The organism is Collinsella aerofaciens, from assembly GCF_019131995.1.
GTDB classification, from domain to species: domain Bacteria; phylum Actinomycetota; class Coriobacteriia; order Coriobacteriales; family Coriobacteriaceae; genus Collinsella; species Collinsella aerofaciens_S.
On sequence record NZ_JAHONA010000006.1, the window covers coordinates 41,822 to 55,828 of the forward strand.

Genomic DNA, 14,007 nt, shown 5'->3' on the forward strand with positions numbered 1-14,007 from the left:
CTAGCACGTCCCCTCGTTAGGCATCGTCCATGCGTGATGGTCGGTATGCAGCAATTCCTCGGCCAGCGGCGAGAGCGGCGCACCCAAGAACTCGCTATAGCACGCCTGAACATCGGGATTCTCGTGCGAGAAGCGAATCTCGGCGTTCGTATCGAGGCCCCAGAGCACCTGACCGCGCTCGGCTGCCAGCTCGCAGCCGTCGTGGATGGGCTGACCGCCGCCACCGACGCAGCCGCCGGGGCACGCCATAACCTCAACGAAGTCATAGCTCGCACGACCGTCGCGAATCGCGTCGAGTAGGCGGGCGGCGTTGCCCAGCCCGTGCACCACGGCGACGCGCACCTTGGTGCCCTCGATATCGGCCGCGGCTTCCTTCCAGCCGTCCAGGCCGCGCACATCGGTAAAGAAGTCCGCATCGGGGTTCTTGCCCGTCACCAGGTAATAGGCCGAGCGCACGGCGGCCTCCATCACGCCGCCCGTGGCGCCAAAGATCACACCCGCGCCCGTGCCAAAGCCCAGCGGCGTATCGAGCGGCTCCTCGACCAGCGTGTCCACGCTCACGTGGCTCGCGCGGATCATGCGCACCATCTCGCGCACCGTCAGCGCAACGTCCACGTCGGGTGCGCCGCCCTCGCCTACCATGCTCGGCAGCGCGCACTCAGCCTTCTTGGCCGTACACGGCATAACGGACACCACAAACAGGCGCTCGGGCTCAACGTCCAGCACCTTGGCATAGTAGGTCTTGGCAATAGCGCCGAACATCTGCTGCGGCGACTTGGACGTGGACAAGCTGTCGACAAACTCCGGATAGCGCGCCTTCACAAAGCGCACCCAACCTGGGCAGCAGCTCGTAAACATGGGCCAGCCGCGGCTGTCGCCTTCGCCTTTGGCGGCGGCGCCCAGGCGCTCGAGCAGCTCAGAGCCCTCCTCCATAATAGTGAGGTCGGCCGAGAAATCGGTGTCGAACACGTACTCAAAGCCCACGCGGCGCAGCGCGCAAGCCAGGCGCTCAACGGTGGCCTCCTCGCGCGGAATGCCGAGTTCCTCGCCCCAGGCGCTGCGCACGGCCGGCGCGATCTGCACCAGCACGATCTTGTCGGGATTAGCGAGCGCGTCAAACACGGTCTCGGTATCGTCGCGCTCGCGCAGCGCGCCCGTCGGACAATGCGTGATGCACTGACCGCACGCGACGCAATCGGTCTTGCCGATCGGCGCGCGCCCGCGGGTACCCACGGCGGTATGCGTGGCGCGGTTGGTCAGGTCCCAAATCCCTAGGCCCTGCACGCTCTCGCACACCTTGATGCAGCGCATGCATTTAATGCACTTGTCGTTATCGCGGATGATGGGGAAATCGAAGTCCCAGCCCTCGCGCGCCAGGTGCTGCTCGTACGGCAGATAGAAGATGCCCAGGTCGTTGGCGATGGTCTGCAGGTTGCAGTTACCACTGCGCACGCAGCTCGTACAGCGCGAGTCGTGTTGGGACAGTAGCAGCTGCACGTTGGTGCGACGCGCCTCGCGGGCCTTGGGGCTGTTGGTGTGGACCACCATGCCGTCGAGCACGTAGTTGTTGCAGGCGGCAACCAGCTGGTCGCAGCCCTCAACCTCGACCACGCACACGCGGCAGCCGCCGATCTCGTTTAGATCGCGCAGGTAGCACAGGGTGGGAATCTGGATACCGACGGACTTGGCCGCGTCCAGGATCGTGGTGTGCTCGGGTACCACGACCTCGCAATTATCGATAGTGAGCTTGACCATATTGAGTGCTCCGCTTTCGGTGTTATCGCTGACAGTGGGGTTGTTGAGCTCTACCATTCCAGGTTCCTCCCTCCGCGGAACGCGCCAAAGCCAAAGTGGTCGCAACGCAGGCAGCGACTCGCCTCTTGGCGTGCCTCCTGCTCGGTGAGACCCTGCTCGACCAGATTCCAATCGTGAATGCGCTCGCCGGCCTCGCGCTCGCCCAGCTCGCAGCGGCCGCACTCGTGCTTGCCCTTAAACTGAACGGTCGGCAGTTCCACGTCGAGCTTGATCTTGTGGTCGAAGCCCAGATAGCGGTCGATGTTTGCCGAAGCCACGCGGCCGGCGTTGATGGCACGGATGACGGTGGCGGGACCGGTCTGGCAGTCGCCGCCGCTAAAGAGGCCATCAAAGTTGGGCACGGCGCCGTCCGAATCGGTGACGACGCGACCCCACTTGCAGGCGATGCCCATATCCTCAAACGGCTTGGAATCGATGTCCTGGCCAATGGCAACAAACACGCGCTCGCAGGGGATGACGCGCTCGGGCGTGGCGGCGGCACGCGGGGCCGGACGACCGCGACGGGGCTCGCCGATAATCTGCGGTTGCACGCGCAGGCCACTCACGTGACCTTCCTCGCCCGTCTCGATAGCGAGCGGTGCGGTGAGCTCCAGGACCTCGCAGCCCTCGGCCTGGGCGCCGGCAATCTCGGCGTCCTGAGCCGTCATATCGCAGATGCGACGGCGGTAGACGATGCTTACCTTTTCGGCACCGCAGCGCACGGCAGAGCGAGCCACGTCCATGGCCACGTTGCCGCCGCCGATGACGCACACGCGCTGGCCGCTCAGGTCGGGCAGCTCGTCGTCACCGATGGCGCGCAGCATCTTGACGGCCGACTCCACGCCGGGCGCCTCTTCGCCCGGAAGGCCGAGCTTCTTATCGCTGTGGGCGCCAATGGCCAGATAAACGGCATCGAACTCGTCGCGCAGGCGGGCAAGCTCCTCACCATTGACGGAGTGGTCGAGTTCCACGTCGATGCCGGCGCTCAAGATCCAGTCGATCTCGGCCTGCAGGCGCTCGCGCGGCAGACGGTAGCTGGGAATGCCATAGCGAAGCATGCCGCCCAGGCGGCGGCGCTGCTCAAAGATGGTCACCTTATGGCCCATCACGGCCAGGTAGTAGGCGCAGGAAAGGCCGGCCGGGCCGCCGCCAATCACGGCGATGCGCTTGCCGGTGTTGTCGGCCACGCTGGGCTTGTAATCGTTAAGGTCGCTGTGCTCAACGGCAAAACGCTTGAGGGCGAGGATGTTCATGGGGTCGTCGACCATGCCGCGACGGCAGTGCATCTCGCAGGGATGCTCGCACACCAGGCCGCAAACGAGCGGCAGCGGGTTGTTCTTGCGGATGACCTTGACGGCATCGGCATAGCGGCCGGCCTCGACGAGCGAAATGTAACCGGGAATGTCGACGTGCGCCGGGCAGCCCGAGACGCACGGGACGCGGGCCTCGCGGTCAAAGCCGCAGGAGTGCTCGCGGATGTGATGCTCAAAATCGTCGCGGAAACCGCGGATAGCCGTAAGCGCCATGGCACCGGCCTCGTAACCGATGGCGCAATCGCTCGAAAGATAGATGGTGCGGGCGGTGCGCTCAATCAAGTTTAGCGTGGACTCGTCGGCGCGGCCCTCGAGCACATCGGCGAGCAGATCGCTCAGCGCGCTCAGGCCCACGCGGCAGGGCGTACACTTGCCGCAGCTCTGTGTCGAGCACAGGTTGACGAGCGCCGCCGTAAACTCAACGGGGCACGGGGCGAGCGAACTCACCGCCAGACGGCGTCCGAGCGCATCGTGCAGGTCGTCCATGACGGCTTGAGCGTGGCTGCGTTCCATTACGTGCAGTCGTGCCATAAGATCCCCTCTCACATGGCAGCCCGGAGGCGAGGCCGAGCGAAATTGCTACACGCACAACACTGAGCTAAAAAGTTGTTAGGTCTCCACACGGTTCGGCAGGCGGTATAAAATGTCACCCCCAGCGGTGAAATAGAACATTACCGCAGATAAAAGCCATATTTGATAAAACGCGTTACCAAATGACAATGCCCCGCCCACGCAATCACGTGGACGGGGCATTGCTCCAGGTATGCGGTCAGCGACCCTGTTGCTTTTACTTAAGCTCGGGCCAGTAACCCTTGTTGGCCTCGATCATGTCGTCGAGAACCTCCTTGGCGACCTTCATCGACGGCACGGTCTTGTTGAGCGTAAAGGCCTTAAGCGCCTTCTCGTACGAGCCCTCGATCGTAGCCTCGACAATGAGCTTCTCGGAGTTCAGCTGCTGCATCATGAGGCCCTGCTGGAACAGCGGAATGTTGTCGCGACTGATGACCTCGGGGCCGTTCTTGCCAATGTAGGCAGGCAGCTCGACCATAGCGTCGTAGGGCATGTTGGGGATGGCGCCCTTGTTCTCGCAAATGACCAGGAAACGCTGCTTGGTGTCGTTCTTCAGAGCGATGGCCAGGTCGGCAATCCAGTCGCCGTGGCTACCCGCATAGAACGTGCTCTCGTCGATCTCGCCCGTCTTCTCGTAGTGATCGATACCATCAAAGAGGTTCTTCTCACGCGTCTCCTCAACCTCGTTAGCACGGGTGCGCTCGGGGTTGGAATGCTCGACGAACTCCTTCTGCTGCAGGTAGTAGTTCAGATACGTGTTGGGCAGGTACTCCGGGAAGCACTCCATGATCTCGTACTCGCCCTTCCAGACGTAGTACCAGCTGCCCTTGGTGTGGCGGTTCTGCTCAGGGTGCTCGTCGGTAGCCTCCTCGGGCTTCTTTGCCATGAGCGAGCCCATGCCCTTGAGGTAAGAATCGGGCAGCAGAATCTCATGCTCCTTGATGTACTCGCGCAGCTGCGGCAGGACCTCCTCGCCCTTGTGGCGGATCGAGGTGAACCAACCAAAGTGGTTGAGGCCAAAGTAATCGTACTCGACATCCTTCTTGTCGATATCGAGCGCGGCGCAAACCACGTCGATGATTGCGATCGGCATGTCGCAGATGTTGATGATGCGAGCGTTGGGACGCAGCACGCGGCAGCCCTCGGAGACGATGGCGGCAGGGTTGGAGTAGTTGAGAATCCAGTAGTCCTTCTTGGCGTACTTCTCAACGTCATCGATCAGCTCGACCATGGGGAAGATAGTGCGCATGCCATAGGCAAGGCCGCCGCAACCGCAGGTCTCCTGACCCACGCAGCCGTGACGCAGCGGAATCTTCTCGTCCTGCTCGCGCATGGCGTAGCCGCCCACGCGCATCTGGGCAAACACGAAGCTGGCGTCGGTAAAAGCCGTCTTTTTGTCGGTGGTCACCGTGAGCTTGATGTCCAGGCCGAGGTCCTCGTGCAAAATCCAGTCCACGAGCACGCCGATCTTGCGCTGGCGCTCCTCGTTGATGTCGTACAGACGAATCTCGTCAACGTCGAGCTCGTCCTTGCGCAGGGCGATGGACTTGACGATGCCGGGGGTAAAGGTGGATCCGCCACCACACAGAGTAATGATCATTGTTTACTGCTCCTTCTCAATTGCGTTCTCGACCTTGTCGCGCATCTCGGCGACCTTCATGCCAAAGATGATCTGAATATTGTTGCCGTTGCGGTTGATGCCGCTGTTGGGCACGTGGTTGATGAGGTTCTCATCGATGAGGTCCGGGTTCTTAACGTTCACGCGGAGACGCGTAAAGCAGTTCTCGAGCTCCTCAATGTTGTCCTTGCCGCCAAGACCTGCGACCAGGTCGGCAATACCTGCATCGACGCCCTCTGCGGGAGCCGCGGCAACAGCGCCCTGCTTCACCGCGACAGACGCGGCAGCTTCGCCCTCGGCAACGGACTCAGCAAGCTCGGACTCTTCCTCGCGACCAGGCGTGTGGAGGTTGAGCTTCTTAATAAGGAAGGTGAAGAGGAAGAAGTACAGAGCGGCGTTGACGACTCCGAGCACCAGCATAACCGGCCAGTTGGTCTTATCGACACCAAGAACCAGGTTGGAGACCACGATGTTGATGATGCCGCCTGCAGTCGAAGCGGGCACGGAGAGGACCTTGAGCAGGACCAGGAAGATGCCGGAAAGAACCGAGTGAACGACAAAGACAAAGAGGAAGTCCATGGGCTCGGTCACGCAGGAGAGCACGGCGGTGATGATCAGCGGGATGATAACGGCTTTGGTCTTGTCCTTGTTCCCCTTGTAAGCGGTGACGATAAAGGCGAGACCGATGCCGATGTAGGGCCACAGGTTGTTGAAGGTATAGCTGTTGAAGTAGGTGCTATCGGAGAAGGGCTGGCCCGTCATTGCCATCTCGGCGACACGGATGGGATAGGCGCCGGCGATAACCTGATCACCCAGCGTCAGGGTGCCACCCACATCGGAGAACTGGAACGGGGTGTAGATGAGGTGGTGCAGGCCAGTGGGAACGAGCAGCTTGTTGAGCATACCGTAGATAAACAGACCGATGTTGCCCGACTCCTTAATGATGCCGGCAACGGAGGAGATGGCACCCTGGACAGGAGGCCAAACGATGCAGAAGCCAGCGCCCATGATCCAGGAGATGATGATCATGATCAGGAACGGAAAGCGAACGCCCGAGAACATCGAAAGGGCAATGGGGAACTGCTTGTTCGAATACTTGTTGAACACGGCACCGGTGATGCAGCCCAGAATGATGCCGCCAAACACGCCGGTATCGAGCACCTGAATGCCCATAACGGTGGCCTGGCCGGTTCCGGTAAGGCCGAGCATGCCGCTCGCATCGGCAAGAGAGCCGGTGGCGTTGAGCACGATGTTGTTAGCCTGCAGGAACAGGAAGAACGACATCAGGGCGATCAGCGAAGCATGGCCCTTGTTCTTCTTTGCCATGGCGCCGGCGATGCCCACACAGAACAGAATCGAGAGGTTGTTGATGATAAACATCAGCGACTGGTAGACAACGGCGCCCACAAGCTGGAACGGACCGGAGCCCAGTACGGGGACCAAAGCACAAATGGTCTTGTTGGTCAGAATGATGCCCACGATGAGCAGGATGCCGGCAACCGAGAGATACATCATCGGCTGGACGATCGACTTCGCGAACACCTCCAACGGCGCTTTGAGGTTAACTTTCTTTTTTGCGGCCATAGCGGTACTCCCCTTCCTTTTCCGCAAATTGAGACAGATGTGCCCTGGACAAGACCGTAAGCCCTGCCTTATATCAATCGATGTGTGGGCACGTTATGCCTAGAGACCAGGTTCTCCAAGCAGGTTAACAATGTGATACGCGAGATAACTCTTCTCGGCATCGGTAACGACAACGTTATAGGTAGACGACAAGTGGGCGGCTATGGCGTCCGCGCACGAGAATGCGCACGGATACGCCGTTTCATCGATTCGGAACAGCGCGTCGCCATTGATTTGCCCGGCCGTGGGGTCAAGCGCCCGCTGTGCGAAAAACTGCAGGTGGCGGACGAAACGCTCATAGGGCAACGAGGTGTCGTCGAGGGTCGTAGCATAGCGTTCGGAAACAATCGCGAGCACGTCGCGAACAAGCTGGACCGAAACGATCAGGCGGTCAGAGCGCTGCGGCATGGTGGCGTTGACGATATGCAGCGTAATGAAACCCTGCTCTTCCTCGCTCATCTGGATGCCCATATACTCCTTGATAATCTGCAGCGCACGGCCCGCAAGTGCATACTCCTTGCGATAGAACTGCTGAATCTCGAGCAGCAACGGATTCTCACAGGGGACGCCCTTGCGCTCGCGCTCCAAAGCAAGGCTGATATGGTCTGCGAGAGCGATGAGAATCTTGTCATTGATATCGACATTGAGCTCTCGACGAAGCATCTGAACGATGTCCTCGGAAATCACGAGGTTGACGGTGGGGATGGACTCTAAAAGATGTGCCAAGCGGTCGATCGTACGCGAATCCTGAGAAGTTCCCTCCTGCAACGCGTAGGTCTTTTCGACTGATGCCTCGTCGATGGCATCGCCGGCATGACGGCCAAAGCAGAGGCCTCGACCGATGACGATGAGCTCGGAGCCATCGTCCGAAGTGACCATTGCGACGTTGTTGTTAAAAACTCGCTTGATAACCACGGTACCCACCACAAGAATTTACTCGGAAAGCCAGATAACAGGCTCTTTAACAGCAACAGGGCCGGAAGCATGCTCGCGAAGAGTCGAGTTCTCCGAGCGCTCGCACACGATAACGAAGACCGTGGGATCGAAGCCGGCGGCGCGGACCACGTCGAAATCGACCTCGACGAGGGGCTGGCCCGCGTCAACGTGATCACCCTGGGCAACAAGCGCATGGAAGCCCTTGCCCTCAAGTTTAACAGTGTCGATTCCGATATGCAGCATCACCTGAGCAGAGCTGTCGTCGGACATGATGCCCAGCGCGTGCTCAGTCGGAAACAGCGCCGCGACGGTGCCGGAAACAGGAGCGCACACCGTTCCCTCTTGGGGAACCACGGCAACGCCATCGCCCACTGCACGGCTGCTAAAAGCGGGGTCATTGGTATTTTCTAGATGAACAAGCTCGCCGGAAACGGGAGCGAGGATTTCGAACTCGGAAGCCGCAGTCGTCTGCTTATCCGAGCCACCCATTAGGCGAGAAAAGAAACCCATGGTGACATGTCCCTTCATAAATATAGCCCAACCAAAATCAATCGAATGCGCCCATTGAGACGCTCGCGATCAAAGACTTTGGTTAGGCCCACGTCCGAGGGGACTCGGTAACCTTCCGCATTTCTTTTACGGGGGTTATTGTAGACAAGCCCAAAGCCGGAACAATCATTATGACCGGCGAACGGTATTTTTTCTCCGATAAACGGTATTTATGCGGTACTTAGGGACGTTCCTTTTCTGCCGGCACCCGGGGACACTCCTTGCTCTGGTGCATTGGGGACAGGTTTGTTTGCACCAGGTCGGTGCAGATTAACCTGGCCCCATTGCGCCAATTTCGTATGCGCTAGATGAAGAGCTCGCATTCCTTCCGCACGACGCAAACCTTGCTCAGCATCTGGGAAACAGCGGATAGTTTGCTGGAATCAAGCTTGCGAGCACCTCGCGGACATACGGCGATGCAGCGCATGCAGGAGATGCACGCCTCGCCAGCTGCTCGTTTGGGGTCACCCTTGTCGATAGCACAAACGGGGCACGCCGCGGCGCATGCACCGCAGGAGACGCAATCCTCTGTTGCCTCGGGCGCCATGCGGTGACCTCCAGCTTGTTTATAAGGACGATTGCCGGGGATAGAGGGCTCGGACGCATCCTCAGCCAACAGCTTTTGCTGAATTTGCTGAGCAAACTCAGCAAGCTGCGCCGCATCCTGCGCATCCGGACGACCGGCAGCAAACTGTCGCGCAATGGAATGTTCTGCAATGGCCGCAACTGCCGCGATCACCCGGAATCCCGCATGCTTCGCAACGTCCTCCAGCTCTACGAGCGTGTCCTCAAACGCGCGGTTTCCGTAGACGCACACCAGAACGGCCCGCGCTCCGTTGCCGTGAACCATGCCCAACCGGTCAGCCACCACAGCCGGGATTCTACCGGCATACGCCGGCACAGAGATTACGGCCACGTCGTCCTCAGTCATCGAGACAGCGCTGAAATCTAGCCCGCTATCGGTCAGATCGACGGTAACGGTATTCTTGTCCAGTGCCCCGGCCACAAGGCCAGACACCTTCTGCGTTCCACCCGTCGGACTAAACACAATTTCGAATACGCTCATCGAGACACCCTCCCCCTACGTCTGGCAACGCGTCAAGCCGTTTTCACATCCAGCCAGAGTATACGGCACGTGGGATCCCCATTTTGGTGCATCAAGCACCCCAATGCACCAACCCTACGCTGTCTGCCTCTTCGTTTTGTATAAATTACGGTACAGATTGTATATATTTACGGGATACCGCCGTGTTCTCCCGAGGTACCCCATCCTGGCCCGTGCAAAAAACGGAGTATTCTGCAACGTGACCGCGCCAGCAATACCCCGAGCGGGCAAACCTTTAGGGCGCTGCGTCATTTTGGGTTCCGACATGGCGAGAATGACGCGCCCCTGCTCCGGAAAACGACGAAATCTGACTCAGAACGCTCGCTAGGGATATCCGAAAGCCACCGTTGGCGACGTCAAATCATATGCAGACAACTCGAACTGCAGAATACTCCAAAAAATGCACGGCGCACCCCATGGGACCCATTGCCGCATGGTAGGAAACAGGCCCACGGCATCCTCTAGATGCATTCCCGAGGAAATCACATTTGAACTAGCGATCGGATACGGCAAACAAAAAGGGCCCCGAGCGTAGTTGCTCGGGGCCCTTGGTTCACCTCGCTCTAGCGGGCGATGCGTATGTTACTTGCGCTTGCCGCCGCCGTCACCGGGGCGACGGGAGCTGCCGCCGCGCTTGCCGCCACGACTATTGCCATAGCTACCACGATTATCGCGACCGCCGGCACGGCCGCCGCGGGAGCCGGCCTGGTTGCCGCCACGCCCGCCACGATAGCCGCCACGACGCTCCTCGCGGGTATCGTCGTAGTTGCGCCAGTCATCGCGACGATCGCGGCTGGCACGCGGATCGCGGCGATCGCGCGACTCGTTAGAGCGGCCAGCACCGCTGCGGCTGCCATTGCCACGAGTGCCCTCGCGATGCTCGCCGCCACGGCCACCGCGCTCATCAAAGCGCTTGCCGCCACGGGACTCGCCGCCGCGAGTACCACGCTCGCCACGCGAACCGCGGCCCTCGCCGCCACGGCGCTCATCACGGCCGCCGCGCTCGCCATCGCGACCGGAACGACGACGATCGCCCGAACCACGCTTGCCGCCACGCGAGCCACGGCCCTCGTCCTCGCGCTCAACACGGCGACGACCGCCGCGGTCCTCGTCCTCGCGGCGACGGCGATGCGCCTCGCCCTGGAACTGCTTGGCACGGCGCTCGGCACGGTTGCCGCGCGGGGCCTGCTCAACGACACCAGCACCGCCGCGCTCCTCGGCAGCCACCTCGCGGGCCACGCTCTCCACAGCCTCGTCCACGCGAGCCTGAACGCCCTCGCGCACGCGGGTCTTGCCGCCGCGCTTGGGACGGCTCGGACGCTCACCGTCGCCGCGACGCTCGTCTCGACCGCGGTTGGAACGACCGGCCACATCACCGTAATCGTCGCCGTTGCGTTTGCCGTCGCGACGCGCCTGCTCAAGCTTCTTCTTGCTCTTGGACTTGCCGCGCTTGGTCTTCTTCTTCACCTTAAAGGCCGCAGGATCGCGCTCGGGGTCAACCGCGGGCGGATTGGGGCCCACATGCAGGTCGCCGGCCTCGTAGATGTCGGCGGTCTTGTCCATGAGCTTCTCGATCTCGTAGAACTCATCGACATCCTGCTCGGTCACAAACGTGATGGCCCAGCCCAGCTCGCCGGCGCGGCCCGTACGGCCAATACGGTGGATGTAGTCGGTCGGCTCGGCCGGCACGTCAAAGTTCACGACGTAGCGCACGTCGCTGATGTCGATGCCGCGGGCGAGCACGTCGGTTGCCACCAACACGTCGACGGTACCGTCGCGGAAGGCCGAAAGGGCACGCTCGCGCTGAGCCTGGCTGCGGTTGCCGTGAATCGCGGCGGCCTTGATGCCCTTGCGCTCCAGACGACGGCAGCAGCTGTCGGCGCGGTGCTTGGTGCGCATAAAGACGATGGTGCGCTCCGGGCCCTCCTTCTTGAGGAACTCGGGCAGCAGGTTGTTTTTGGCCTCGATGGACACCGGGAACACAAACTGGTCGACGGTGTCGGCGGTCGACGTGGCAGGTGTGATCTCCACGCGAGCCGGGTCGCTCACCAGGTCGGTGATCTCGCCCACGGCCTCCTCGTCGAGGGTCGCCGAGAACAGCAGCGTCTGACGCTCGGCCGGCGTCTCGCGCACAATGCGCCGGACGGCGGGCAAAAAGCCCATGTCGAGCATACGGTCGGCCTCGTCGAGCACCAGGACCTTAACCTCGTCCAGGTGGCAGGCGCCCTGCTCGATCAGATCGACCAGACGGCCCGGCGTTGCGACCAGGATGTCGCAGCCGTACTTAAGTGCCGCGGTCTGCGGCTTGTAGCTCACGCCGCCCACGACGGTCACGGCAACATGGCCGGTGACGTCGGCGATTTTGCTTGCGACCTCGTCGATCTGCTGGGCGAGCTCGCGCGTGGGGGTGATGACGAGCATCACGGGGCCGCGGCCGTTGCCCTCGGGCTTTTTAACACCGCGACGGCGGTTGCGGCCGCCGCGCTCGCGCACGGGCTTGGGCGGAGCAATGTGCTCCAAATTGTTCATGGTCGGCAGCAAAAAGGCGGCCGTCTTGCCGGTGCCGGTCTGAGCGGCGGCAAGCAGGTCGCGGCCCTCGAGCACCACGGGGATAGAGCCGGCCTGAACGGGCGTGGGCGCCGTGTAGCCCAGGTTCTCGATAGCACGGAGCATCTCGTCGGAGAGGCCCAGCTCGTCAAAGGCGGGCAGGCTCTCGGTAGCGGACTCGACGGCCTGGGCAGCATTTGCCTCGTCGGCGGCATCGAAGGCAGCCTGGGTCATGGCCTCGCGGGTCTCGTCCAGAATCTCGGCGTCGGTGACGTCGGATACAGAATTACGCATATGTTGTTGTTCCTTATCTGCACGCGCAAGGGGCACGGCATGCGGCCGCGCGGGCGTGCTTGGTAGTGCGCTAATACATACAAAAACGGGTGCGCACAGAGAGGACGTTGCTCAGCACGCTGGCGATCGCTTTGGCAGCCCTATCACGCGCCGTCCAGACGCAGCGGCCCTAAGCGATGGAGCAGATTCGCCGCCGGTTAGTATACCCGTACTCCGTATGCCCCCACGTAAACCACAGATGACGAGGCGGACGAGGTGGGCCCGGCTGATTGTCTCGGTCTGTAACATCTACAGGGCAAATCTTCCTCTACGTGTTACAGATCGAGACAAACGGTCGACACGGCTCACAAACGTCTCAATCTGTAACAGTTAACGAGTAAAATCGGCCCTAATTGTTATAGATCAAGACAGAGGGGGATTTCCGTCCAGTCCAAACCAAATCTCTCAGTCTTCCTGCAATTTCGAACATGTGGCCTATAATGTTGCTTTGGTTACGCTATATATTGCGCAGCCATTTAATACGTCGCCCACCGGGGGCCATTAATTCCTATCGCCATATTGGCTAGGAAGCAATCAAAGGAGGTATCCGTGGCAGCAGAGACGCCTTGCTCGGTCCTCTATAACGATATTCGCTCGTTCGGCGGTCTTAAACATCTCGAGATCGCCCGAATGCTCATCAATGGAAACTCTTATCTCGGCAGTACCCTGCTCGAGAAATGCTCTTCCAACCGCTCGTATCTCACCCGTTACATCGTCCATCGCAAGCCTGACCAGTGCGCGCCCTCCATCTACAGCGACTTTACCGTCACCACGCTCAACCTTTCCTCGGCAATCTGCAGCAAGCTCGGCGGCGGCGAGTCCGCCTATCGGGCAATCGCCGAGCACTATCGCGGTCCGGCCGCCAACGAAATGATGTCGGCTCTCGCCAGCTACAAGCTGGACAGCCGCCTATATGCAAATGCCCTCAATCGCATCGACAACTTTGACGGCAATGCCGTGCGCGAGAAAAGCACGCTTTACCTTATGCTCTTTGTGGCAACGGGGGCGCTCGCCGATCCCGTTCAGGGCGTGGCCACCGTCGAGCGCTTTTGCGACAGCAAGACGGGCGAGCACTTTGGCACCACCGAAACTACCGTCGGACGTGGCTTTATGAGCAGCCTGGAGCAGCCGCGCACCGTCGCCCCCAACCTCGGTCTGCTCAGAACCCATGCCGACAACTGCGCCGACATGCAAATCCATCCCCTCACACGCGATCCGCACGGCACCGTGATTGGTTCTTTGCCCAAAACCTCGCCCAGCATCACCGATGTGGGCGCCGACGCATCGCGCGAGCATCTTCGCATTTGGCTTGAGGGTGAGCACTGGTACGCCCAGGGCCTTGGATCGACCAACGGCACGGTGCTCGAATCGGGTGCAGGCGACGGCGATATTGTGATTGAGCCGCCGCGCGACCAACGCGAGCCCGGCAAGATTTATCCCCCAGTGGAAATCGAAAACAGCGACAGGCTCCATCTGGGTCTCTACACGACATTCCTTGTCATTGTGGACTAGCGCGGACGGCGATCGAAAGACGGTCGCCGTCCGTCTTTCGTCTTCTACCTTCTGCGTCGTAAACGACAATGCTCAGCGGTATACGTGGGCAGTGCGGCTATCGTGGT

The 14,007-nt window shown here is 60.8% G+C and carries 9 protein-coding genes; 1 reads left to right on the top strand and 8 read right to left on the bottom strand.

Annotated features, from left to right (window positions below):
- From KSY82_RS03120 to KSY82_RS03155, 8 genes are all read right to left on the bottom strand, one after another.
- A complete protein-coding gene (locus tag KSY82_RS03120) occupies positions 1-1,812 on the bottom strand; it encodes an NADH-dependent [FeFe] hydrogenase, group A6 (RefSeq protein WP_254881692.1) in 1,812 nt (603 codons plus the stop codon).
- Positions 1,806-3,638, bottom strand: a complete 1,833-nt coding sequence (locus KSY82_RS03125) for an NAD(P)-binding protein (protein WP_217750245.1) — start codon at positions 3,636-3,638, stop codon at positions 1,806-1,808. The genes KSY82_RS03120 and KSY82_RS03125 overlap by 7 nt, the downstream gene beginning before the upstream one ends.
- A 256-nt stretch (positions 3,639-3,894) precedes the next feature.
- Complete coding sequence (locus tag KSY82_RS03130; RefSeq protein WP_022094313.1) at positions 3,895-5,277, bottom strand: 6-phospho-alpha-glucosidase; 1,383 nt, start codon at positions 5,275-5,277, stop codon at positions 3,895-3,897.
- Positions 5,278-5,280: 3 nt separating this feature from the next.
- Positions 5,281-6,879, bottom strand: coding sequence for a PTS transporter subunit EIIC (locus tag KSY82_RS03135; protein ID WP_217750246.1), 1,599 nt, complete (start codon positions 6,877-6,879; stop codon positions 5,281-5,283).
- 99 nt (positions 6,880-6,978) lie between these two features.
- Positions 6,979-7,833, bottom strand: coding sequence for a PRD domain-containing protein (locus tag KSY82_RS10520; RefSeq protein ID WP_368042027.1), 855 nt, complete (start codon positions 7,831-7,833; stop codon positions 6,979-6,981).
- Positions 7,834-7,851: 18 nt separating this feature from the next.
- On the bottom strand, positions 7,852-8,364 hold the full coding sequence (locus KSY82_RS03145; RefSeq protein WP_217108014.1) for a PTS sugar transporter subunit IIA: 513 nt from the start codon (positions 8,362-8,364) through the stop codon (positions 7,852-7,854).
- 343 nt (positions 8,365-8,707) lie between these two features.
- Complete coding sequence (locus KSY82_RS03150; RefSeq protein ID WP_148332050.1) at positions 8,708-9,469, bottom strand: ferredoxin family protein; 762 nt, start codon at positions 9,467-9,469, stop codon at positions 8,708-8,710.
- A 621-nt stretch (positions 9,470-10,090) separates the two neighbouring features.
- Positions 10,091-12,349 (bottom strand): DEAD/DEAH box helicase, encoded by a 2,259-nt coding sequence (locus tag KSY82_RS03155; RefSeq protein WP_217750247.1) that lies wholly within the window; start codon positions 12,347-12,349, stop codon positions 10,091-10,093.
- Between the two features lie 588 nt (positions 12,350-12,937).
- Here KSY82_RS03155 and KSY82_RS10525 point away from each other — a divergent pair.
- On the top strand, positions 12,938-13,900 hold the full coding sequence (locus KSY82_RS10525) for an FHA domain-containing protein (RefSeq protein ID WP_217750248.1): 963 nt from the start codon (positions 12,938-12,940) through the stop codon (positions 13,898-13,900).
- Positions 13,901-14,007 lie beyond the last annotated feature (107 nt).

What these genes read in the sequence shown, in the direction of transcription:
- KSY82_RS03155 (WP_217750247.1), bottom strand. Translation starts at nt 12,349, where the DNA reads ATGCGTAATTCTGTATCCGACGTCACCGACGCCGAGATTCTGGACGAG.
- KSY82_RS03135 (WP_217750246.1), bottom strand. Translation starts at nt 6,879, where the DNA reads ATGGCCGCAAAAAAGAAAGTTAACCTCAAAGCGCCGTTGGAGGTGTTC.
- KSY82_RS03125 (WP_217750245.1), bottom strand. Translation starts at nt 3,638, where the DNA reads ATGGCACGACTGCACGTAATGGAACGCAGCCACGCTCAAGCCGTCATG.
- KSY82_RS03130 (WP_022094313.1), bottom strand. Translation starts at nt 5,277, where the DNA reads ATGATCATTACTCTGTGTGGTGGCGGATCCACCTTTACCCCCGGCATC.
- KSY82_RS03120 (WP_254881692.1), bottom strand. Translation starts at nt 1,812, where the DNA reads ATGGTAGAGCTCAACAACCCCACTGTCAGCGATAACACCGAAAGCGGA.
- KSY82_RS03150 (WP_148332050.1), bottom strand. Translation starts at nt 9,469, where the DNA reads ATGAGCGTATTCGAAATTGTGTTTAGTCCGACGGGTGGAACGCAGAAG.
- KSY82_RS03145 (WP_217108014.1), bottom strand. Translation starts at nt 8,364, where the DNA reads ATGGGTTTCTTTTCTCGCCTAATGGGTGGCTCGGATAAGCAGACGACT.